This window comes from Citrobacter sedlakii NBRC 105722, assembly GCF_000759835.1.
In the GTDB taxonomy this organism is placed as follows: domain Bacteria; phylum Pseudomonadota; class Gammaproteobacteria; order Enterobacterales; family Enterobacteriaceae; genus Citrobacter_A; species Citrobacter_A sedlakii.
The window spans coordinates 84,192-106,885 of sequence record NZ_BBNB01000016.1 but is presented as its reverse complement, the minus strand read 5'-3'; the positions used below and the strand labels follow the sequence as shown (position 1 = coordinate 106,885).

22 protein-coding genes are annotated in these 22,694 nt (G+C 55.5%); 5 read left to right on the top strand and 17 right to left on the bottom strand.

Annotated elements, in window-relative coordinates:
- The first annotated feature begins 105 nt into the window (after window positions 1-105).
- Together CSE01S_RS20035 and tsr are read left to right on the top strand one after the other, a co-directional pair.
- Window positions 106-1,113, top strand: coding sequence for an Ldh family oxidoreductase (locus tag CSE01S_RS20035; RefSeq protein ID WP_042292302.1), 1,008 nt, complete (start codon window positions 106-108; stop codon window positions 1,111-1,113).
- Window positions 1,114-1,270: 157 nt separating this feature from the next.
- Window positions 1,271-2,935, top strand: coding sequence for a methyl-accepting chemotaxis protein (gene tsr / locus CSE01S_RS20030; protein WP_042292301.1), 1,665 nt, complete (start codon window positions 1,271-1,273; stop codon window positions 2,933-2,935).
- Between the two features lie 101 nt (window positions 2,936-3,036).
- Here the strand turns inward: tsr and CSE01S_RS20025 are convergent, their stop codons facing one another.
- The 3 genes from CSE01S_RS20025 to CSE01S_RS20015 form a co-directional block, all read right to left on the bottom strand.
- Window positions 3,037-3,552: a GNAT family N-acetyltransferase gene (locus CSE01S_RS20025; protein WP_042292300.1), complete on the bottom strand. Its 516-nt coding sequence runs from the start codon at window positions 3,550-3,552 to the stop codon at window positions 3,037-3,039.
- Window positions 3,553-3,571: 19 nt separating this feature from the next.
- The gene (locus CSE01S_RS20020; protein WP_042292298.1) at window positions 3,572-4,933 is read right to left on the bottom strand and encodes an MFS transporter; all 1,362 of its coding nucleotides are present in this window, start codon (window positions 4,931-4,933) and stop codon (window positions 3,572-3,574) included.
- A gap of 218 nt (window positions 4,934-5,151) precedes the next feature.
- Window positions 5,152-6,066, bottom strand: coding sequence for a GntR family transcriptional regulator (locus CSE01S_RS20015; RefSeq protein ID WP_042292297.1), 915 nt, complete (start codon window positions 6,064-6,066; stop codon window positions 5,152-5,154).
- A 138-nt stretch (window positions 6,067-6,204) separates the two neighbouring features.
- On the opposite strand from CSE01S_RS20015, the gene CSE01S_RS20010 reads away from it, so the two are divergent.
- Window positions 6,205-7,227, top strand: coding sequence for a zinc-binding alcohol dehydrogenase family protein (locus CSE01S_RS20010; protein WP_042292383.1), 1,023 nt, complete (start codon window positions 6,205-6,207; stop codon window positions 7,225-7,227).
- Between the two features lie 43 nt (window positions 7,228-7,270).
- Here the strand turns inward: CSE01S_RS20010 and CSE01S_RS20005 are convergent, their stop codons facing one another.
- From CSE01S_RS20005 to CSE01S_RS19940, 14 genes are all read right to left on the bottom strand, one after another.
- Entirely contained in the window at window positions 7,271-7,747 is a 477-nt protein-coding gene (locus tag CSE01S_RS20005; RefSeq protein WP_042292296.1) for a FidL-like protein, read from the bottom strand.
- Between the two features lie 3 nt (window positions 7,748-7,750).
- Window positions 7,751-8,485, bottom strand: a complete 735-nt coding sequence (locus CSE01S_RS20000) for a winged helix-turn-helix domain-containing protein (protein WP_042292295.1) — start codon at window positions 8,483-8,485, stop codon at window positions 7,751-7,753.
- Between the two features lie 110 nt (window positions 8,486-8,595).
- Window positions 8,596-9,561 (bottom strand): Csu type fimbrial protein, encoded by a 966-nt coding sequence (locus CSE01S_RS19995; protein WP_042292293.1) that lies wholly within the window; start codon window positions 9,559-9,561, stop codon window positions 8,596-8,598.
- Complete coding sequence (locus tag CSE01S_RS19990; protein WP_042292292.1) at window positions 9,552-11,768, bottom strand: fimbria/pilus outer membrane usher protein; 2,217 nt, start codon at window positions 11,766-11,768, stop codon at window positions 9,552-9,554. The genes CSE01S_RS19995 and CSE01S_RS19990 overlap by 10 nt, the downstream gene beginning before the upstream one ends.
- Window positions 11,752-12,507: a fimbrial biogenesis chaperone gene (locus CSE01S_RS19985; RefSeq protein WP_042292289.1), complete on the bottom strand. Its 756-nt coding sequence runs from the start codon at window positions 12,505-12,507 to the stop codon at window positions 11,752-11,754. Before CSE01S_RS19985 ends, CSE01S_RS19990 begins: the two co-directional genes overlap by 17 nt.
- A 1-nt stretch (window position 12,508) precedes the next feature.
- Complete coding sequence (locus CSE01S_RS19980) at window positions 12,509-13,015, bottom strand: Csu type fimbrial protein (RefSeq protein WP_042292287.1); 507 nt, start codon at window positions 13,013-13,015, stop codon at window positions 12,509-12,511.
- Between the two features lie 10 nt (window positions 13,016-13,025).
- The gene (locus CSE01S_RS19975) at window positions 13,026-13,577 is read right to left on the bottom strand and encodes a helix-turn-helix domain-containing protein (RefSeq protein ID WP_042292285.1); all 552 of its coding nucleotides are present in this window, start codon (window positions 13,575-13,577) and stop codon (window positions 13,026-13,028) included.
- A complete protein-coding gene (locus tag CSE01S_RS19970) occupies window positions 13,574-14,218 on the bottom strand; it encodes an EAL domain-containing protein (RefSeq protein ID WP_042292283.1) in 645 nt (214 codons plus the stop codon). The genes CSE01S_RS19975 and CSE01S_RS19970 overlap by 4 nt, the downstream gene beginning before the upstream one ends.
- A 185-nt stretch (window positions 14,219-14,403) precedes the next feature.
- Window positions 14,404-16,695 (bottom strand): phosphatidylglycerol--membrane-oligosaccharide glycerophosphotransferase, encoded by a 2,292-nt coding sequence (opgB, locus tag CSE01S_RS19965; RefSeq protein WP_042292279.1) that lies wholly within the window; start codon window positions 16,693-16,695, stop codon window positions 14,404-14,406.
- A gap of 276 nt (window positions 16,696-16,971) precedes the next feature.
- A complete protein-coding gene (locus tag CSE01S_RS19960; protein ID WP_072015037.1) occupies window positions 16,972-17,466 on the bottom strand; it encodes a YjjA family protein in 495 nt (164 codons plus the stop codon).
- Window positions 17,467-17,618: 152 nt separating this feature from the next.
- Window positions 17,619-18,356, bottom strand: a complete 738-nt coding sequence (gene dnaC, locus CSE01S_RS19955; protein ID WP_042292276.1) for a replicative helicase loader DnaC — start codon at window positions 18,354-18,356, stop codon at window positions 17,619-17,621.
- A 2-nt stretch (window positions 18,357-18,358) separates the two neighbouring features.
- Entirely contained in the window at window positions 18,359-18,898 is a 540-nt protein-coding gene (gene dnaT / locus CSE01S_RS19950; RefSeq protein ID WP_042292273.1) for a primosomal protein DnaT, read from the bottom strand.
- Between the two features lie 96 nt (window positions 18,899-18,994).
- Window positions 18,995-19,468 carry a threonine/serine exporter gene (locus CSE01S_RS19945; protein WP_042292271.1) on the bottom strand — a complete coding sequence of 158 codons (474 nt, stop codon included), beginning with the start codon at window positions 19,466-19,468 and terminating at the stop codon, window positions 18,995-18,997.
- Window positions 19,459-20,235, bottom strand: a complete 777-nt coding sequence (locus CSE01S_RS19940) for a threonine/serine exporter family protein (protein ID WP_042292269.1) — start codon at window positions 20,233-20,235, stop codon at window positions 19,459-19,461. Before CSE01S_RS19940 ends, CSE01S_RS19945 begins: the two co-directional genes overlap by 10 nt.
- 294 nt (window positions 20,236-20,529) lie before the next feature.
- On the opposite strand from CSE01S_RS19940, the gene pobA reads away from it, so the two are divergent.
- Window positions 20,530-21,714: a 4-hydroxybenzoate 3-monooxygenase gene (pobA, locus tag CSE01S_RS19935; RefSeq protein WP_042292266.1), complete on the top strand. Its 1,185-nt coding sequence runs from the start codon at window positions 20,530-20,532 to the stop codon at window positions 21,712-21,714.
- Between the two features lie 15 nt (window positions 21,715-21,729).
- A complete protein-coding gene (locus tag CSE01S_RS19930) occupies window positions 21,730-22,623 on the top strand; it encodes a helix-turn-helix domain-containing protein (protein WP_042292264.1) in 894 nt (297 codons plus the stop codon).
- Window positions 22,624-22,694 lie beyond the last annotated feature (71 nt).

Below are 22,694 nucleotides of genomic sequence, written 5' to 3'. Positions count from 1 at the left end.
CGTTAAGGGATTGATTTTATGTGACTGAGATCACAATGAAAAATACTGTGGCCTCGGGCAATAAGGGTCTACGCTTATTGCCGACACCCTTATAAGGAGAAGAACATGGAAAACGTCACCCTCGCACTCTCTGAGGCCTATGCGCTGTCACGCGAAGTGTTATGTAAAAACGGCTTTAGCGCTGAACATGCAGATGCTATCGCGCGTAACGTCACGGCGGGTGAACGCGACGGATGCGCGTCACATGGCCTGTGGCGGCTGCTGGGGATTGTCGACACCCTGCGTAAGGGAAAAGTCTCTGCGGATGCGCGTCCGGTCATTACCGATCAGGCCCCCGCGATTGTCAAAGCCGACGCGGGCGGCGCGTTTTCGCTGGTGGCCTATGAACAGGCGCTGCCGCTGCTGATTTGCAAAGCCAAAACCTGCGGCATCGCGGCGCTGGCCATTAATCGCTGTGTGCATTTCTCAGCGCTGTTCGCCGATATCGAACCGCTCACCGACGCCGGGTTGGTCGGCTACGCCTGTACGCCAAGCCATGCCTGGGTCGCGCCGGCTGGCGGTACGCGTCCGTTGTTTGGTACGAACCCCATCGCCTTTGGCTGGCCGCGAAAAGACAAGCCGCCGTATATTTTCGATATGGCGACCAGCGCGGCGGCGCGCGGTGAAATTCAGCTTCATCTGCGAGCCGGAAAGCCCATACCCGAAGGCTGGGGAATCGACAGTGAAGGGCAACCGTCTACCGATCCGCAGGCGGTGCTGGATGGCGCGATGCTGACGTTTGGCGGGCATAAAGGCTCCGCCTTCGCCGCGATGGTGGAGCTGCTGGCCGGGCCGCTGATTGGCGATATGACCAGCGCAGAGTCGCTGGCCTGGGACGATGGCGCAGGCGGTTTGCCGTACGGCGGCGAGCTGATCCTGGCGCTTGATCCTGAACGGTTTCTGGGTGCGGAAGCCCATGTACATCTGGATCGTGCTGAAACGCTGTTTGCCTCAATGCAGGCGCAGGGGGCGCGGCTGCCGGGCGAGCGTCGTTTCATCTCGCGGCAAACATGCCAGGATGCAGGCGTAACGATCCCACGCTCACTGTATGAGGAGATTTCAGCACTGCTGTAACGTACGCGGGCAGCCGCCCGCTGCCCGTTTGCAGAGTGGGTTATCACCGTTATTGCCAGTTAATTAAGCAAATTTCCTGTGATACCGCCCGCGGTTCCATAAAGTTTTCTCATTCCAGGCCGAAAACCAGAGTATCTGTCTAGCGGAAAGAGAAAACATGTTAAAACGTATCAAGATTGTGACCAGCTTATTGCTGGTCCTGGCGCTGTTTGGCCTTTTACAACTCACCTCAGGCGGTCTGTTCTTTAACGCATTGAAGAATGACAAAGAGAATTTCACCGTTTTACAAACCATTCGCCAGCAACAGTCCACGCTAAACGGTAGCTGGGTGGCGCTGTTGCAGACCCGCAATACCCTGAACCGCGCGGGTATCCGTTACATGATGGATCAGAACAACATCGGTAGCGGCGCGACCGTGGCGGATCTGATGCAGATAGCCACGGCGTCGCTGAAACAGGCGGAAAAAAACTGGGCCGATTACGAAGCGTTGCCGCGTGACCCGCGCCAAAGCGAAGCGGCTTCGGCTGAGATCAAACGCAATTACGATATTTACCACAATGCGCTGGCTGAACTTATACAACTGCTCGGCGCGGGTAATATCAACGCGTTTTTCGATCAGCCAACCCAGGGATATCAGGACGCTTTTGAGAAGCAGTATGTGAGCTATCTTGAGCAGAACGACCGACTTTATGACCAGGCGGTCAAGGACAACAACAATTCTTACAATCAGGCGATGTGGGTGCTTGGCTGCGTGCTGCTCGCGGTACTGGTGGTGATTTTTGCCGTCTGGTTTGGCATTAAGCTGTCGCTGATTGCGCCGATGAACCGGCTGATTGAAAGTATTCGCCATATCGCCAGCGGCGATCTGGTGAAGCGTATTGATGTGGAAGGCTCTAACGAAATGGGCCAGCTGGCGGAGAGCCTGCGCCATATGCAGGGCGAGCTGGTGCGTACCGTGGGTGATGTGCGTAACGGCGCGAACGCGATTTACAGCGGCGCCAGTGAAATCGCCATGGGCAACAACGATCTCTCCTCCCGTACCGAACAACAGGCGGCGTCTCTGGAAGAGACCGCGGCGAGCATGGAAGAACTGACCGCTACCGTGAAGCAGAACGCCGAAAACGCCCGTCAGGCCAGCCATCTGGCGCTTAGCGCCTCCGAGACGGCGCAAAAAGGCGGCAAAGTGGTGGACAACGTGGTGCAGACCATGCGCGATATCGCTTCCAGTTCGCAAAAAATCGCCGACATTATTAGCGTGATCGATGGTATTGCCTTCCAGACCAACATCCTGGCGCTTAATGCGGCGGTCGAAGCGGCGCGTGCAGGCGAGCAGGGCCGCGGATTCGCTGTGGTCGCCGGTGAAGTGCGTAATCTGGCGCAACGTAGCGCCCAGGCGGCGCGTGAGATCAAGAGCCTGATCGAAGACTCGGTGAGCCGTGTTGACGTTGGCTCTACGCTGGTGGAAAGCGCGGGCGAAACGATGGATGAGATCGTGAACGCGGTCACGCGCGTAACCGACATTATGGGCGAAATCGCCTCCGCGTCTGACGAACAAAGCCGTGGGATTGATCAGGTCGGCCTGGCCGTGGCGGAGATGGATCGCGTCACGCAGCAGAACGCCTCGCTGGTGGAAGAGTCCGCAGCGGCGGCTGCAGCGCTGGAAGAGCAGGCCAGCCGCCTGACTCAGGCTGTCGCCGTGTTCCGCATCCAGCAGGAGCAGCAGCGCGCGCGCGAAACCGCCAGCGTGAAACCGGTGTCGGCACCCGTTCAGCCGCGCAAGGCCGTTGTGGCGGATACCGGCGAGAACTGGGAAACGTTTTAAGCGGTAAAGCCGGTGGCGAAGGAACGCCGCCGGTTGGCGCTGCGCTTAACCGGCCTACCGGGTAAGCGTCGGCCTGGGAAAGCGTAGCCGCCCTCGGACGTTTACCTCAGACGCAGGCGCATGGCGCAGCGGGATCCACGGGCGATACCCCGCGCCGTTTCTGCTTCTCGCTTCTGACGCAATGCGGCTGGCAGCGAGTCCTCGTCGAGCATCTCAAAGCCCAGCCGGGCATACAGCGGCGCGTTCCACGCCACGTCACGAAACGTGGTCAACGTCATCGCGGTATAGCCCTGTTCATCAGCCCATTGTCTGACAACGTTGAGCAACTGACGACCAATTCCTTTCCCCTGCCAGTCGAGATGCAGCGAAAACTCTGCGATATACAGCGAAGACTCCAGTGCTTCTGCGAGCAGGAAGCCAACGGCATGCCCGTCGGTCTCTGCCAGCCAGCTCATTCCGGCTAAGACATATTCCCGATGCTGCTCCACAGTCGTAATGGTGTCGTCAGCGATCCAGGCAAGCGCAGGAACGGCTAAAAAGCGCCGTCCTGCCGAGCGCTCAATAGCGGGCAGGTCGGCGGTATCAGCAAGTGTGGTGGGGCGGCAGTGTATTTTCATCCGCTCAGTATATTGCCTTTCACACCTTACGGGGATCGCTAATTGGCTGGCGAACCAGGAAGATGTAAGCCAACGCGCCTGCTGCGGTGACGCAGCCGCAAATAATCAACGCCAGGCGAAATGAGTGGGTGGTATCAACGATAAAGCCGGTAATAATCGGCGCGAACGAGGCGCAGATAAAGCTGGCGAAGTTCTGGATACTCCCCACCGACGCGGTCATCCGTGAAGCGACAGCCACGTGGATAAGACCCCAACAGGAAGTCCCGGCGAAATGGATACAGAACAGCGCCATGCCAATCAGCAGAACCGCGCTCATGGAGGTGGTGGCGTTTGGCACCACAAAGGTGAAGGCTGCAGAGCACAGCATCCCGGCGATAATGCAGATTTTACGGCTTTTAATTGGCTGCATTCCGCGTTTTACCAGCCCGTCGGTGACGTAGCCGTTGACCAGCATCCCCGCCGCGCCGAACAGGAAAGGGATCGCCGCCATCAGCCCGGTACTCTTTAAATCCAGGCTGTAGGCCGTTTGCAGATACCCTGGCAGCCAGGCCAGATACAGCCACGCGGTATAATTAATGCCGCTAAAGCCGAGCATCATGCCCCACATGGTGCGGTTGCGGAACAGGCTGCGCCATTCGGCAAAACTCAACGGGTCGCGACGGGCGTTGACGCTCCCGGCGTTCAGATAAGCCTGCTCGACGGCGGTCAGTTCCACCTGCTCGCGGTTGCGATACAGCATATACCAGCCGATGGCGAGAAAGATGCCCAGCACGCCGATGGTAATAAACATGCCGCGCCAGCCCATGACCAGCATCATTGCCGCCAGAATCGGCGGACTGATGGCTACGCCAATAGTGGATGCCGCGTTAAAAAAGCCCATTGGGCGACCGCGCTCTTTGATGTTAAACCAGTCGTTGATGACCTTCACGCCGCACGGGTTCATCGGCGCTTCGCCAATCCCCATGCCGATGCGCACCAGCACAAACTGCGTAAAGCTGTGCACCATCCCGGAAAGCGCCTGAAACAGCGACCAGAAGAACATGCCGAGGCCGAGCATAATGCGTGGCCCTTTGCGGTCCAGCAGCGGGCCGCAGGGAAGTTGGGCGATGCCGTAGGCCAGAGAAAAGACCGACAGCAGCGCGCCGATCTCGGTGGCGCTTAGCCCTAACTCTTCCCGGATCGTCAGGTTCGCCACCGACAGCGAACTACGGTCAAGATAATTAATCACCGCCGCGAAAAATAATAAAATCATTGCAGTGGTCTGAATACGTTTTATTCGACTGCTGCGTTGTACCATGCCTTCAGGCGGGACGGTAATATCGGCAGTGGCCGGTTTGTCAAATGAAGAACGCGGGTCGAGGGTAATATTGTCTTTTTCCACGCCGGACTCCCATTACTTGTGTTTATTATTTTCTGCGGGACATCGTGTCGCGCAGCGTTCATGTAAACGATCGGCAAAGGAATATTTTATCCCCGCCGCTCACAATGCTTTTTTAATAACGTCGACAGTTCGTGAGCATAGGTAAGGGATATTTCTTCCGCGTTTTTATTTTGATAAAAGCGTGCGGTGGGTTCCGGAATCCTGTTTTTAATCTGTCTTTAATACGTCTCCTGGACACGCTGATTGATTGAGCGAATCATCGATTGTTTCGCGGTATTCAGATGGTTACGCAGTGCCAGCGTGGCATCGAGATCGCTTCGGCAGATTAATGCGCTGAGGATGGTCATGTGTTCGTCGACGGCGATGATATTGCGCTGCTTCAGGTCACGCTCGTCCCACTGATAGTGGAAATGAAAGATCACGGAGATAATTTCAAGTGACTGATTAAAAAATATATTATCTGCAGCGGAAAGGAGCAACGCGTGAAAATCCCGGTCCAACTGGGAAAACATGCGAAAGCTGCTGCCGATGCTGTCGCGCAGCGTCCGGTGGCGCTCAAGCAAGGTTCGGGCCTGTAACCAGCGCGGGTCGTCATCGGGTAGATTGAGAAAATGCTGCAATGCGTGCGTCTCCAGCATCTCCCGTAGCTCAAAAAGCTGTTCAGCCCACGACTGGTCAAATTGCTTCATACTCCAGTAGCCGCGTTTTTCACTTTGAATGAGGTTATAACGCCCGAATTTTAAAAGGTATTCCCGCACCACGACTGGGCTTACGCCCGCCGCGCGCGCCAGTTGAAGTTCAGAGAAGGTTTCGCCCGCGCGCAGTTGACGCTGGTTGATCATGGTGAAAAACGCCTGCTCAAATATCCGGTTTTGCTCCGCCATCGACGCCGTTGTGCAGGCAAAACCGTCGTCGGCGTCCGGACGGCGGGCGATGACGTAATCACCCGCCACCGGCGTCAGTACGCCGCATGCGCACAGGTGATGAAGGATATGGCGCACGGTTGTCCGGCTGATGTTGTACATTTCCGCCAGCGCGCTTTGCGACGGCAGCGGAGAGGGAATATGGCCGCGCGCCATATCGTCGATTACCTGATTAATGACATTGTGGCGTAAATTTTGTGAACGGCTCATTATTTCCTCCTTTTTGCGCATTAAAACCCGATTTAAAACATTTTAATGCGTAGAGTTTCACAAATTAGCTTTCCGGTTACGCCGTTATTTCGCATTTCATCAATATCTGAAGCAACGAAAAAACCGGAGTGCATGATTATGTCCACAATGACGATGTTGATTTGTCAGGAACCCAAAAAATTAATAGTGAAAAAAACAGAAATTCCGATTCCGGCGCGGTATGAGGCGTTAATTAAAATAAAAACTGTCGGTATTTGCGGTACCGATATTCATGCCTGGGGCGGGAACCAACCTTTTTTTAACTATCCGCGTGTATTAGGCCATGAAATATGTGGGGATATTGTCGCGCTCGGCGAAAAGGTGACTCATCTTAAGGTCGGTCAACAGGTGGCGGTGATCCCTTACGTCGCCTGCCAACAGTGTCCCGCTTGCCTGAGCGGTCGCACAAACTGCTGTGAACATATTTCGGTTATCGGCGTTCACCAGGACGGCGGCTTTGGCGAGTATCTCAGCGTCCCGGAAACGAATCTACTGCTGGCGGAAGATATTGAGCCGGAAGCGGCGGCATTGATTGAGCCTTATGCCATCAGCGCGCATGCGGTTCGACGGGCGGCAATTGCGCCGGGCGAGCAGGTGCTGGTTGTGGGGGCGGGTCCGATCGGGTTGGGCGCAGCGGCGATCGCCAAAGCGGATGGCGCGCAGGTCGTGGTGGCGGATACCAGCCCAGCCCGGCGCGAACATGTCGCCACCCGCCTGGGGCTGCCGGTGGTGGATCCGTCGGCCACAGACTTTGACGCGCAGCTGCGTGCGCAATTTGACGGCGCGCTGGCACAGAAAGTACTGGATGCCACTGGCAGCGCGCACGCGATGAATAACGCCGTTAACCTGATTCGTCACGGCGGCACGATTGTGTTTGTCGGTTTGTTCAAAGGCGATCTTCAGTTTTCCGATCCGGAATTTCACAAGAAAGAGACCACCCTGATGGGCAGCCGTAATGCCACTCCGGAAGATTTTGCCAAAGTGGGGCGCCTGATGGCGGAAGGCAAGCTGACCGCTGAAATGATGCTGACGCATCGCTATCCGTTCAGCCAGCTTGCCGGGATCTTCGAACGTGAAGTGATCAATAACCGGGAACTGATCAAGGGCGTGATAACGTTTTAGCTGTTGCCATACAGCGCCCGGAGCAGTGTGGGGCGCTGTCTTTTTATCCCGCACAAACCAGCAGCGGCGAGTAATAGTTGCTGATGACAACCGCCTCATCAGGCGTTCGTTGAATGTTTAAGAGGCGCTTCTGGTTCTGCGTTGTCCCAAGGGCGTATTTTTCGAACACCCCCGCGGGCACGTCATCATGACCGAACCGTTCAACCTGATTGATCTGCAACTGGTAAAAAGCGTCATGGATGTGCTTCCAACTGAAATTCTGCTGGCGCGACACTGTCCAGTGATTCTGCTTATTCATGATATCGCCGTTCAGACTGAAATAACCGGTGCCGTCGGGCGTGAAATGTATCACCACGACGCCTTCAAAGGTAAACGGGTTGTCTGCCCGCCGATCCTTAAAGACCAGGCCTCCCTGACAGGTCATGGCCAACTGCTCACTGTGTTTGATCCACAGCCAGATGCTCAGAATCACCAGCAGGCTGAGGGCAAGAACGGCGAAGATCCTTTTTTTCTGTTTCACGGTCTACCACTCATAGTAATACAAGGTCTGACAACTGCTGGTGTGTCCGCGAAAGCGCGAGCACTGCGAGAGCACCAGCCGTCCTTGATCGCCATACAGCAGCGGATCCTGAATGTGCACATAAAAGAGCGAGTCGGGCAGACAGCGAAATTCACCGGCTTTTTGTATCTGCGCCAGTAGCGCATCCGCCTGTTCGCGAAAGCCGTCAGGGAAGGGAGTGAAGCTGTAAACCGGACAGGTATCAATGTGGCTGAGCAGAAACAATTCTGCACGCTGACGATGCGCATTCCAGAACAATGCCGCGAGACATAACCCCGTCACGATGAGCGTCACAAGTATCAACGACCCGGTTATGCGCGGGGAGCGGGGGGACGCGGGGGCGCTTTCGCGCGTTTCTGTGTCGAGAGGGATCACGGGCATATCTGCGCTGAGCATAAACCCCACTTTCGGCACCGTGACGATAAACAGGCTGTCGGGCACCAGCGTCGCCAGCATTTTACGCAGGATACTGATGTATTGATTTAGTGAATTACTGGAGCCGTGCAGGCCGCGGTTATCCCACACCTCCTGCAGGAACGTCTCGCGTTCAACCACCATGCCGTGGTGGTCGATCAGCAGATTCAGAATGGTCTGCGCGGTGCAGGTTAACGACTGACTTTCCGCAGCGGCGTCATTCTGGAGTGTAAGCGTACCATCCTCGTTGTCGTAAACGAGCATGTCTGCAAGCAGGTATTTCATGGGATTATTGGTAGTCCGGGTGAAAGAGTAGCGGTGTATTTATTTAGTGCGTGAATAATTTTAACGCTAAATGTTATCGGTAACATTGATCCAGACCGGTATTAAACAGATTAATAAGTGAGCGTTACGACAACATCGTCGCTGAACTCACCTGTGCCGGTTAAGGTTTGCGCCGGTACGCTGCCGTACACCGTCACATCCTGAATGCTGCCGTTATGATGGTCCATTTCCAGCGTATTGTTGCCGATCTGGTCTCCCCAGGGGCGGCTCATGGCGGCATCCTGCCAGAGGTTGTACGTCAGGCATTGCTGTTGCGAATTGCACATCTGGCGGTTTTGCCCGCGCGCATGTTCTCCGACGCTAAGCCCCAGGGAATAGCGCGTGCCGACAGGACAACGGGCACGGATCGATGCCGTTGAGTTCACCTGGCCGCGTAATGCGGTGCTGTTTACCACGCCAAAGTTGAGCGGCGAGACATTCTGGATGAAACAGCTGTCTGACAGAGTTGCACTGGCGTGTGAGGCGCTGTCGATGGCTTCGCCTTGTGATACGCCGTCCTGACAGGCAGTGAGCGCCTCGGGGCGGGTGGCGCTATTCCACGTTAATTTCAGTCCGAGGGCATAGTTAAAATAACTGCGCACCGGCAGGTTATTCTGCCCGGCGGGGATCTCCGCGTTTAAGGGAAAACTGCCGCTGCCGACCTGATTGCCGCCCACCGTTAGCGGCGTTTGCAGCGCGCGACCCGCCGTTTGCGCGGTAAGCGGCCGGGTATTGTCCACGGCGCTGTACAGGTTAAACAGCATCGTGTACGCCTTGCCTTCCTCATCGCCGTTGGAGGTCATCTTAAACGGGCTGGCTTCAAGGCTGCTCAGGCAGACGTTGAAGTAGCGCGTTTCGCCGAAATCGGCATAGCAACTGAAATGGACGCTGGCATGTGTCGTACTGGCGCTGCCGGTCACCAGCGTACCAAACGTGACGCCTGCGCCCTGGGTTATCCAGCATTTGCTGGCGCTGGCGTTAAAAGCCGACAGAATAAACAGCAGTAGCGCGAACAGCGGGCGCTGGCTTACAGACACGACAGCTCTCCCAGATTAACCGGACCAGCCTGCGGTTCAGAGGCGGGCAGACGGATCTGGCAGCGTCCTGCCGGCTGTTGTATCTCCAGTTTTCCCGGCATGGGCGGATTTTCCAGCCAGATAAACCCGTCGCGTCCGACAATCGTGGCGCCGTCGGGAGTATTGACCCTGCTGCCCATCGAAAGCGGATGACGCTGTTTATCCACTACCTTTGCCGTGACTAACCGCGAACGGTGGACGTGAAAGTCGACCTTCACCGCTTCGGTGACGCCCGGCGCGGCGTGGATATCCGTCATCGGCGTCACCACGTCCGGCGGCAACCTCAGCGGATCCAGGGTAATTTTGCTCTGGTGGTAGCGAGGCAGATCGGTCAGCAGCAGAAAGCCATTTTCATCGGTTTCGCCCGCAGGCCGGTTTTCGATGGCGATGGGGATATGACCTATGCCGTTAGTGGTGATCAGCGCCATGCCCTGCTGATTGTAGCGCAGCGCATAGGCGTGTTTTTCCAGTAGCATCAGGGAGCCTTCGCCGGTGAGGTAGCGGCTGTTCTCGCGGTTGTCGCGATCCAGACCAACGCGCCATTCGCCATAGCGGCTCAAATGCCCAAGTTCCGCATGCTGCTGCCTGAGCTGACCGTCGCTGCGGGCAAGCTGCCAGGACCAGCCGCCCTGCAGGTCATCAGGTTGATGGCGATAATCCCAGCGAGTTGCGGTCTGGCGGGTCTGGAACGACACCGTGTCCCGCCTTCCCAGTGGCAAAGAGAGCAGAAGCTGAACGGTTTTGTCGCCATTGCTGAGTGAATGGCTATAGCCCAGCGTGGCAGAAATCCGGTTATCAAAGGTACGCGACCAACTGGCATTGATGTAGCGTACGCTGTCCTGCCGCACCCAGCCCGCACCGAGTGTGCCCCAGTCCGGTAACGCCTGGCTGAGCCACAGGCTGTCGCTGCGACTGACGGGCAGACTTCCGCTGACCCGGGCAATATCAGACCAGTCGTCGCTGCTGCGGCTGGTATTCAGCGAAAAACCGCTGCCCTGCGCGTTCCACTGATAGCCCAGCCCCCATTTCACGCCGTTGCCCACCTTTCCCTGGCTGGTCGCCAGATGACCGCTGAGCACCCCGGCGCGTGGCGAGGGTAGCCAGTCGCTGGCGATGCCGATATTGTGCGCCTGTCGATGCTGCTCGCTATGGACGCCCAGCGTCAGTTGGTTGCTGACCCCGTAGCGCCATCCCGCATCCAGTAGCGGGGATGCGGCGTAATCGTTTGAGTGTTCGGCGTAATTTTCCCGTAGCCAACCGATATCCAGCGAATGGCTGCTCATCCCTTTCGCCAGCAAGTCTGGCGTACCGTATACGTCGAGAGTGACCTCTCGCCGCTGTCCATTGATGTCGGTGATCACCACCTGCGCCTGCCCGCGACCAGAAAAGGTCGGCATCGTATCCAGAACGTAGTTGCCCGGCGCGACCCGCTGGCGGCTTTGTCGCAGGCCGTCAATGTACAAATCGACCGTTGACGGCAAAACCACGCTGTCGCTGAATTCTGCCCGTGGCGCGGTATTCAGCCGGGGATCAAGCTGAAAGTTGCGCGACAGATGCAGCCCGGCAAACCGTACCTGGCGGCTCCAGCTTACCCCGGTGGTGATGGCGTCACCGAGCGTCAGGCTGGTTAATGACTGCGGCATATCGTATTGCCAGGCGGTCATCAGACGGGTATGGCGGGTGCGCGCGTCATTCTGCCCTTGCTGAATGCGGCTGTTCATACTGCTGCTCAGTTGGCCAGGCAGCCATCCGGAGCTTTGCATCCGGCTCTGGACGCTTGCCTGTCGTTCCGCTGCGCTTTCGCTGGCGTACAGTGAATAGTCGAGAGAGAGCGTCCCCATGGTTTCCGCCTGCGGCAGCACCTGTGACGACGGGGGCGGCTGGCTAACCAGATGTTGACGATGGTTTAATGCCGACGGTTTGAGCGTTAGCGACAGATGCTGTTGCAGAGGGTCAAACTCCGCCTTAATGTCCTTGCGAGAAGCGAGATCGATCCAGGGGCGACTGTCATCGTTCAACGCGATCCCCAGAGATTTCGCGTCGCGGCTGGCGAGCCAGAGAGCGTTATCCTCAACGCGTACCGCCCAGAGTCCGTCGTGAACATAATGGTTAACGGTAATGGACAGGTACAGCGTGGTTTTCGCAGAGGGTTCAGCGTGGAGTGTCATGGGCAGTAGCCACAGCAGCAGGATGTACCTTAAGCAGGCTGGCTTCAGTATTTTCATTCAGATAGGCGCGCAGGGCGGATAGCAGGCGACGGTGATCGCGTTTAAACGGAAGCATGAACCGCTGTCCTGCCAGTACATAACCCGCCAGACCCGGGAGTGTTTCTATGGGGCGGCCATCGTTCGCCAGCGCCTGAACGTTACTCAGACGAATATGCGATGTTCCGCGGTTTTGGCACCAGATATCCGTCTCTTGCTGCGCGCAGGCGAGCTGCGAAATGTCATCCAGCGCCGCGTTGTGTTCCGCTGCGATAAACAGCGGGATCGAATAGCGCAACAGAAAATGGACGCTGGTATGGCTGGCGCCAGCGGCGGAAAGCCCTGGCAGTTCGTCGATCTGCAGGCGAAAGCTCTGTTCATGCGCGTGTAAGCCTGGGTTGAGTACCACGATGCGCACCAGTTGCTGTTGTCCCGGCTCCAGTGAGGCCACCGCCGGGCTGCTGACGATGTCGTCGGTCAGCGTGAGGACGTCTTTACCATCGTCCTGCGTCCAGTCATAGATTCGCACCTGCGCGTGAATCGGCGTATCGCCTGTGTTGGTGAGATACAGGGCGGCGGCGCGCTGATGTGGGTTAAGATTCAGCGTCACGGGGGCGACCTGTAACGTGGCGGACTCGGCGTAACGGCTTAACAAACCGAGGATAGCCAGACAAAACAGCGTCAACAGAAATAGCCAGCGCATATTAGTACACCAGATTCAGCGTCACATCATCGCTGTATAAACCGGCCCTGGCCTCGGCCAGCGCGCCAGCCTCAATGACGCCGTAGAGGGTTTCTGACTGCGTTTGACCGTTACCCGTGCCTTCGATGCCGCCGCTGGCGTTTACCGGCGTTTTCTTACTTTCGTCGGCATACAGCTTATAGGCGATATTTTTCGCGCCGAGGCTACTGTCTTCTGCTTTCAGCCAGAATGTTCCATCGTTTTCGCTGTCGGCGCTGGCGGCAGAAAGCGAAAACGGCGTACCGTTAGTGCACAGCACGCTGAGCTGCGTACTGGCCTGAATCTCGTTGGTTTCGTCGGAACCGTGGCGAGAAAAATTCAGATCGTTAGCCTGCAGCGTGCAGGACTTCAGCACCTCCAGCGAGACGTGCAGCGTGGCGCTGGCCGTGCTGTCAGCCCACGCCAGCGGCGCGACAAGTGCGGATAAACTGAGACAAAGCGCCGGAAGCGCGCGGGAAGAAATTTTCATGTTTTCGTCCTTACGATGACAGGTAAAGCGAACGGCTTTCCATCAGATGCATTTTTCGATGCAGTTCCGCCAGCGTATGGCAATGAAACTTGACCATCGCGTTGCGTCTATGGGTGTAAATGGTTTTCGGCGATTTGTTCATCATTTCGGCAATTTTCACGGTGGAAAATCCCTTAATGATCAATAAACAAACGCTCACTTCTGTTCGGGTCAGTGGCGCATCTTTCTGGATCGTGCGGCGAAAATCAGGGTGACGGAGATGATTGGCAAACTGCTTTAGCGTCAGAGTGTCATGGATTACGCAGACGTTTTCAGGCGGCAGGATTTGCTGCACTTCGCGCAGACGGTTGTCAGGGGTGACGACCAACCATCTTCTGCTGCTGGCATCGTTAAGCATCGTTTCGCGTAGCTGAAACAGACTCTTACTGGAGAGATCGTTGTGCCAGGCAATCGACAGTTGTGGTTCGCCCATCTCGCGGATTAAGTGGCGTAATCCTGACCAGAGATAGTAGTTGTCGCTGTATACAATGAGCTGATAACGCTCTGCAAATGAGGGAATCATAGTGCTGGTTTATTCCACAGATAACCCTGGCCGTAATGCGCCGTAGAGCGGCAGGCTAATTCGTAATCGTTGACGGTCTCAATGCCTTCTATCAGCACTTCTTGCGCAATCTGTCGGCAACGCTGAGCCAGCTTCAACAGCGGAGTTTGCTGTTCGCGACCGGCCCAGAAGGCATGTTTGTCGATTTTCGCACCGGAAAAGGCGTAGGCCTGTTCGAGCAGGCAGGTGAGAATGTCGTCATGGACATCGTCGGCCCAGACGGCAATGCCCATTTGACGAAGGGTGGCGATGCGCTCACGTAGCCTGCGGCTTTCGTCAGGACTGAGCGCGCGGAGACGCTCAAGGTCTGTGAGCTCAACGGCAATCTTTTCCGGCTGACGTACTTCCGCTGCCAGGCGTTCAATGAACCCCTCGCTCAGCAGCACATCCTCACTGGCGTTGAGATAATATTTACCCGTCTGCGTTGTTTGCAGGACGTGAGTGAGCTGAGCAAAAAAGAGGCTGAACCTGTCCTGCAACGATAAGTGACTGAAAAAATGCTCCAGGTCTACCTCATCAGGGGCGGTGGACAACACCTCCCAGGCGATAACGTTTTCACTTTGTAAAACGCGGATAGATTCGAATTTATAACCTGTAAGCATGATAACCGGCGCGTTCGCTTGCCCTGAAAATGAATGTCGGGAAAGCGTAAGGGATTATCTTTCTGCAGGATATTTATAAATATAATTTCTATTTATAAGGTTATTATGACTGGTTTTTTATTTTTTTATAGGTTTATATTTTGTGTTTAAGGGTTAAAGGCGGAATATTATCCCGCCTGATAATGTTAGCTTTGGCCGTTAACCACTTTGATTTCCACCATCCCAATACCGAGCTTACGCGGTGAGTGGCCGAGGATATTGCCTTCGTTTGTGGAAACCGGTTCAGGCGGAACAATCACCAGCGTATCCGCCTCGGAGGGGTTTTCAAAATGAAGCGTGGTGGTGGTGACGTCGTGACCTAACACCAGCGTCTGCTCTTGCTTGCCAACCCGCACCGGAATTGGGCGGTTGGCGTTGTCGCCGAATGCCTTCGCGGTGATCACCAGGTCAAATTTTTTCGGCAGCGGCTGCTTGTATTCAATTTTCACCTCATCGCCGAGCTGGGCGTTCGACCAGCGTCCCCACGATTCCGGGCGGGAAATCCCGCTGAACTGCTTCACTTCTTCCGGCGCGCCAGCCACGTTGAAGACAAAACTGTCGGCTTTGTAGCGGATGTCGTTATCAACGATCTTCAGCGTGTCGACGTTGCCTTTATAACGTTCCATGTCGATGAGCGTCTCGTTGAATGCCGTTTTGCCTTTCCACTGCGCTTTGTCGACATGTTGTACGATTTGCTGACCGCCAAGCTGTCCTTGCGACACGCACCAGTCAGTCGAAAGCGCCAGTTCCGGCGCCCACAGCTGGCCCATCTTGTAGCAGCGATCGACCCAGACGAAGTTATCTCGCGGGGCGAAATCGGCAAGCTGGAAGCGCAGCGGTGCGGAGTATTCACTTTCCGGCAGCGGCTCGACGCGCTTGTCGGAGACCCGCAGCAGCAGCGGCAGACGGAAATGACTGCCGGAAAAAGCGATCATGTTTTTATCCCGATCGACGGTGAACGTTTTCATCTCTTTCGGGAAGTTCCACAAACGGATAACGTCCGGCTTCATCGACAGGATTTTTTCTTTGCTGTTAAGGAAGATTTCGGACAAGGACCGACCGGATAAGCTGCTGCGGCCAAGACCGATAAAGTTATCGCCGCCGAGAATATCCAGCACCGTTGCGCCGTTATCCATGGTGTTACGCTTGACCGCCAGCGTCTCCTGCTGCGGCTTGTCGCCACGCAGCACAAAGAACAGATTATTACGATCCTGCTTGTTCAGGTATTTCCATGCGGTGTTGTTCATAGCCAGATGGTCAGAAGAGACCACGATAACGGTGTCTTTAAACCATGGTGACGCTTTGATTTTCTGGATAAAGGCGGCAATGTTTTCCTGGCTGCAGCTTACCGCGCTGAATGACTGGTTCGGCTTACCGTCAAAATCGTAGCGCTTACGATTACAGGTGCGCGAAATAAAGCCATCCGGGTGATGGGTATCGACCGTTAGGGTAAACAGTGAGAAACGCTGGCCGGAACGGGACAGTTCTTCAAACTTCTTCCACGCTTCGTCCAGCACCGTATCGTCGTAAAAGCCCCAGTCGTTACGGTAGGCCGGATCTGCCACCACGTTTTTTAACTCCTCCGCGCCATACAGATGGTCAAAGCCGTGGGATTTCAGAAATACGTCTTTTCCGGCAAAACGCAGGTTAGCGCCCTGGACAAAATAGTTCTGGTAGCCGGAGTTTTTAAGGATATCCCCCAGACAAATATTCTGCGGGAAGAAACTGGAAACGGACGCCGAGGCGTTACCTTCAAACGGGGCGAACAGCGGAATGCCGCACTGCGAAGCGACCATTCCGGCGATGGTGTAGTCGGTGCCCGGCAGTTGTTGAGTGTGGCTAAAGTCCAGCCCTTCATTTTTCAGCGCCCCCAGTTCCGGGGTCAGATCCGGAAAAACGTCGTTATTGAAATACGTACGTTCGAGGCTTTCACCATAGATGTAAACCAGATTCAGCTTCGGGTCAGGAATACGCTTCGCAGGCTCTTTATAGTATGTCGCGAAATCAGGATCGCCATCGCGGGTCTGGGATTTTACCAGTTCGGTGATCTGGCGAAAGGCCGGGCTGGCATCCACTGAACCGAGGGCCAGCAGCAATGCCAGCAGGCTGTAGCCAAAATGGTGCGGGTGGTGGCGACGACGGCGCAGCACCCAGCCCAGCGCGCCAAAGACCGCCACTAACGCCAGCGCAATGCCGACGCCTGGCAGGATGTACTTGCCCACGCCTGCGCCCGTCAGACTGTTGGTCAACGTGTAGAGCACTGCGTCGTTAATGCCGTCACCGGTAAAATAGTCGCTGGCGTAGAGCGTGATATTTAAAATCACAAACAGCCCCAGCACGGTTAATGTTGCGGCAAACCACCAGGTGTTGCGACCCGCTTTCCACGCATAAATGAATACGGAAGCGAGAAACAGAACGATGGAAAGTAACTCAGACAACAGACGATCCTCACGAATAGCCTTCTTGCAGAAAGGCGCTTAACCAGGCGTTGGCTGGCAGTGAATCTTTTTTCAGGAAGTACAATGTAATGGGGTTGTCACTTAGCTGCAATTCTAGTGACATATTAATGCGATGTTATTCAGAATTGGTTTAGAAATAGACTTTTTTGATCGCCGTCACTTCCCGCTATACGGGGGACGAGAGGGGGGAGAAGGATAAAAAGAAGCGGCAAACGCCGCGCCAGCCGGGAGACAGCTGAAACGCGGCTTCTGGCGTCAGGAAATGAAGTTCATTCCCTGCTTTAGCACCAGGTCACAGGCTTTCGTTTTCACTTTTTCCGCCAGCGGCGTGCTGCCGATAGTGTTGAGGTTAAGCTGTTGGCCGTCTTTGGTATTCAGCAGACCCTGAATGCCGTCCAGATAGTGAGTGTCCTGCTTCTGCTCTGTCGCACCCAGCCCGAGTTTATCCAGTACCTGATTTTTCACGTTTTCCGCGTCGGTTACCGAGGCCAGTTTCTGCTTCGCGCAGTACTGTAAAATACCTGCGGCGTTGTTCATATTGTTCGCGCTCAGCGCCTGATTGCCGCCGTTAAGCAGGCTGGTCAGGGAAGAAAGCGACGTTCCGCTCTGGGAAGAAGAGGCGCTTTGCTTGCTCAGTTCATTGGCGGCGCTGGAAAGCGACTCCTGCCAGGAGGCGGCAAAGGTGCTGGTGGCGATAAACACGCTGGCGGTTACCGCGCAGCCCAGAAGGTATTTAGCTGTTTTCATCATACTGACTCATGTAAGGAAGTTATCGGTATGGCGGATTACCCGGCCTGATGACATGAATCGCAGACCGGATAAGCGTAGCGCCATCAGGCACGTTTAGCGCAGTATAGCGCTGTGAAAGGTAAGAATGGTCTTAGAACCCGCCCATCAGGCTATTAATACTCTTTACCGGTGACCCGGCTGCGAAAGCTGTCCCAGTTGAAGATCACCCACAGGCTGTTGCCGAGCCGCATACGATCCATCACCCGCTCGCCCAGCAATTTGGTCATTTCCTCCATGTTGCTGTTAGTGAGCATGCCGGTCGGACGCTTGGAGGAAGAGCGCCGATCGACGATCTGATTAATGATCACTTTTTCGTAGCGTGACTCTGTCTGTACGCCGATCTCGTCGATCACCAGCAGATCGACGTTACTGAGATCGTTTAGCAACTGTTCTTCACTGGTTTCCCGGTTGCTGAAGGTCTCTTTCATCGCGGACATAATATCCGCGACGGTAATGATCAGCACCGATTTGCCGCGCAGCAACAGTTCATTGCAAATGGCTGCCGCCAGATGATTCTTTCCGGTTCCCGGCTTGCCCGAAAAGATAAAGCTGGCGATGTTGCCGTCAAATTCTTCAACGTACTGGCGCGCTTTGCTGAGCGCGTTCATCTGTCCTTCACATTCAACATGATAGTTATCGAAGGAGCAGTTTTGATGCAATGGACGAATGCCGGAACGGTTAAAGGTACGCTGCATTTTCATCGCCCGGTTTTCGCGGGCCAGCGCCGCTGCGCGGATTTCACCTTGCTGTTTCTGCCATGCCAGCAGCTCTTCACCCGTTTTGAATGCGGGTTCGATGTGTGCTGGCATCATTTTTTGCAGACGTTTCATCAGATCGCCAACGTTTTTCATTGTTACCCTCTAAAACCCGGTGGAATTTGATTGTCAGGTTCGCTGACCGTGTTGACGTCGCGCTTCGGTAACCCGCCGTTGCTGGCGCGGCCAATCTGTACGCTGCGCGCCAGTTTTTGCTGCCACTGGACATGATGAAAGACTTTCCCTTCCGCCTGCCAGTAAGCCACGAACGCGGCCAGCTCTTCGGCGGTGACCGGCTCGCGTAGCGCCACGCCCCAAAGCGCGGCCTGACGCTGAAAGTCGTCGTCCGGGCGCCAGTCGGGATACATCGCAAATTTCCCCAGCGGCACGCTAACCGGCACCGGCTGCGGCTCTTCATACAGCTGAGCGTCCAGCGTCACGTCGCAACCCGGACGGGCTAGTTTGTCTTCAAGCGCCAGCAGTTGCGCCAGACGCGCCGGGGTGACCGCGTAAAAGGCCGGGGCGTTATTGGCGAACACCGCTACCGCGCCGCCTTCGGATTTTGCCAGCACCGTCTGGTGGTCATGTAATAGGGCGTCAATACCAATGACGTCCGGGGTTAAAATTCTGGATGACATAACGTTTCTCAATACGGACTGCAACCGAGAAGGGACTCTGCTTCTATAGTAACACACCGGGGCGGGCGAGCGGCAGGGAGGAACCTGCCGCCAGGATTATACGCGTGGACGCTTGCGGTAAAGCCACAGGCCGGGTACCGACAGGCCGATCGACAGCGCGCCGACAATCGACGACGCCTTGAGGAAATTGGTCAGCAACGTGATCATCAGCGCCTCGCTGTAACCAAAGTGGCTGATTTTTACCGCGGAGATCATCGCCGTGTAGGCGGAAATGCCGGGGAACATCGGGATCACCGCCGCAACGGTAAACACTTTTGGATGCGCCAGATACCAGCGCGACCATTGAATGCCGATGCTGCCGATCAGCAGTGAGGCGACAAAAGTCGACCACTCAATATTGAAACCCGCGCTCATCATCACCATGCGCGAGCCGTGTCCGAGTGCGCCAAGCAACGCACACCAGGGCAGCGCGCGGTGCGGCACGTTAAACACCATCGCGAAACCCATCGCCGGTATGGCGGAAAGCGCCATGTCCTGCATCAGCGCAAGAATAAAATCGATTATACCCATCCGCGAAGCCCCCACAGTGTTAATGCCATCACCACCCCCACGCAGGTCGCCAGCGTCAGCAGGCTGGCGATAGCCCAGCGCGCCAGTCCGGTGTTGATGTGCCCCTTGAACATATCCGCTACGGCGTTGATCAGTGGAAAACCAGGCACCAGCAGCAGGACGCTGGCGGCCATCGCCACCGTAGGCGTCAGGCGGAAGGCCGGCAGGTGCAGCAATAAACCGGAAATTGTGGTGGCGACAAATGCCGTAATACAAAAGTTGATCTGCGGATGCAGATGGCGGTGCGCCAGCAGCTGTCGGATATACATCGCGACCATGCTGGCGATGAAGGTGATCGCCGCGCCGTCCCAGCCGCCGTTGTTCAGCTTACAGAAACAGGCGCAGGACAGGCCGACCATCAACGAGACCAGCCATCGCGGGTAACGTAACGGTCTGAGCTGGCTAAAGCGCTTCTCGACGCCTTTGTAATCCAGCAACTTATGTTCAGCGAGGATCACAATATGTTGAACCTCTGTGACCACATGCATGTTGATCCCGCGGTCCTGGTTTTTACGCGTTGAGGTCAGGCATTGCCCGTCTTTGATGGTGGTCAGGACGATGGCGTTTGAGGAGATAGCGCTTTCCACACTGTCCATGCCCAGTGCCAGGCCGAGGCGGGTGGAGAGTTCATCAACCAGCGCGCTTTCCGCACCGTGTTGCAGTAAAAAAAGCCCGCACTGAATGCACAACCGTGTAACCGTTCGCTGAAATGACTGCTCTTCTTGCATGACTCGCCCTGACTGAAAAGACGCGTTGCGTACTGACTGATGACGAAAGACTTCTTTGTATCATGAAGCGGACGTTTTTTGGCTCCCGCTGAGATCAATCTTTATGTTGAAAAAAGAACCAGTTCTCTGCAGATGAGAATTTGAACTGCGCCACACTTTTATCAAATCGGTGAAAAGTGCAATTTCTGTCCGCATTTTGACCTTCTTTTTCGTCGCGTGCTTATCAAAAATGCAATTTGAAACTTTTAAACAACATTGTTTAAACAAATAATCAACTATCGGCTGGGGGACGCGATGAAAACTCAGGTCGCCATTATTGGCGCAGGGCCTTCCGGCCTGTTGCTCGGGCAATTGCTGCATAAGGCGGGGATCCGCACGCTTATCATTGAACGCCAGACGCCGGAGTATGTGCTTGGCCGGATCCGCGCGGGCATTCTGGAAAGCGGGACCGTAGATCTTTTGCGCGAAGCGGGGGCCGCCCGACGCATGGACAATGAAGGGCTGGTACATCATGGCGTTGAGTTTATCTTCGACGGTAAACGTATCCCCGTGGCGCTGAGCGAATTAACCGGTGGAAAAAGCGTGATGGTTTACGGCCAAACGGAAGTCACGCGGGACTTAATGCAGGAACGTGGCGAATGTGGAGCGCCCACGATTTATGGCGTGCAGCAGGTAGACATTCACGACGCTAAAAGCGATCGCCCGTACGTCACGTTTGAAAAGGAGGGGGAGAAGTGTCGTGTGGATTGTGACTTCATCGCCGGTTGCGATGGCTTTCACGGCGTCTCGCGGCAAAGTATTCCGCGCGAGGCGATCCGCGAGTATGAAAGTCTTTGGCCTTTTGGTTGGCTGGGGCTGCTCTCCGACACGCCACCGGTGAATCCGGAGCTGATTTACGCCCATCATGAACGCGGGTTCGTGCTCTGTAGTCAGCGCTCACTAACAAGAAGCCGTTACTATTTGCAGGTGCCGCTTAGCGAGCAGGTTGAGGCCTGGAGCGATGAGCGCTTTTGGGACGAACTCAAACGGCGGCTGCCGGACGGATTAGCGCAAAAGGTAGTGACGGGTCACTCACTGGAAAAAAGTATCGCGCCGCTACGCAGCTACGTCGTGGAACCAATGCAGTATGGTCGGCTGTTCCTGGTTGGCGACGCGGCGCATATCGTTCCGCCCACCGGGGCGAAGGGCCTGAATCTTGCCGCCTCGGATGTGAACTATTTATGGCGTATTCTGACGCAATATTACCAGCATGGGCGGGGCGACCTGCTGGCAAGCTATTCACGCCTGGCCCTTAACCGGGTCTGGAAAGGGGAAAGATTCAGTTGGTTTATGACTCACCTGCTGCATGATTTTCAGGACAAGAGCGATTTCGACCGCAAGATGCAGGAGGCGGATCGGCAATATTATCTTGGGTCTGTCGCCGGACTGACGACCATTGCGGAAAACTACGTCGGGCTGCCATACGAAAAAGTGGGTTAACGAGAAGGAGAGAAGATGCCATTCACTGATGGGGTTCCCGTTTTCAAACTGTATGGCGAACAACAGGGGTGGCCGACGCCGGAATTGCTGCACTGTGAGTCGATCCATCAGCGCAGCAGCCTGCATGAATGGCACATCCGGGTGCACCAGCACGCCGAGATTGTCCAGCTTCTCTATTTGCACCGGGGGGAGGCGACGATCGAGGTTGAAGGACTCTCGACGGTCATGCGGGAGCCCTGCCTGCAGGTGGTGCCTGCGTTGTGCGTGCATGGCTTTCGTTTCTCACCGGGAACCCAGGGCTATGTGCTCTCGCTTGCCCTGCCGCTGATAAGCCGCCTGGAGGCGCAGTTTCTACAGCCGCTCTCTTTGCTCAGCGCCCCGCAGTGCGTGCCGGTGGGACACTCCCGTCGCCATATTCACAGCCTGTTTTCGGCGTTACGTAAGGAATACCAGACGGATCATGAGGCGCGGGAAATGATGCTGTTTGCCTTGCTGAGCGCGCTACTGGTCTGGCTGCGTCGGCAACATCGACCAGCAATACAACAGGACGACAAACTGGCGCGCAGACGTAGCGCAATGCGTCTTTTTGCGCGCCAGATCGAAAGTCATTATCGCGAGCACCTGCCGCTGGGGGAATATGCGCGTCGAGTGGGACTCTCCGCGAATTACCTTAATCAGTTATGCCGTGAATTTCATAATTGCAGTGCATTAATCGTCGTGCATCAGCGCATCATGCTGGAAGCCAAACGCAGTCTGCAATATACCAGCATGACCATCAACCAGATCTCAGATTACCTGGGGTTTAGCGATGTGACTTACTTTTCGCGTTTCTTTAAAAAAAATGAAAATATGTCGCCTAAAGCATTTCGTGAATTAATGAAACAAATCCGTTATCTCAAAAAGGATTAGTAATGCTAATTTATAATTTAAGAATATTTTAATGTCTCATTCTGGATTTATGGTTAAATATTGACGGGGCA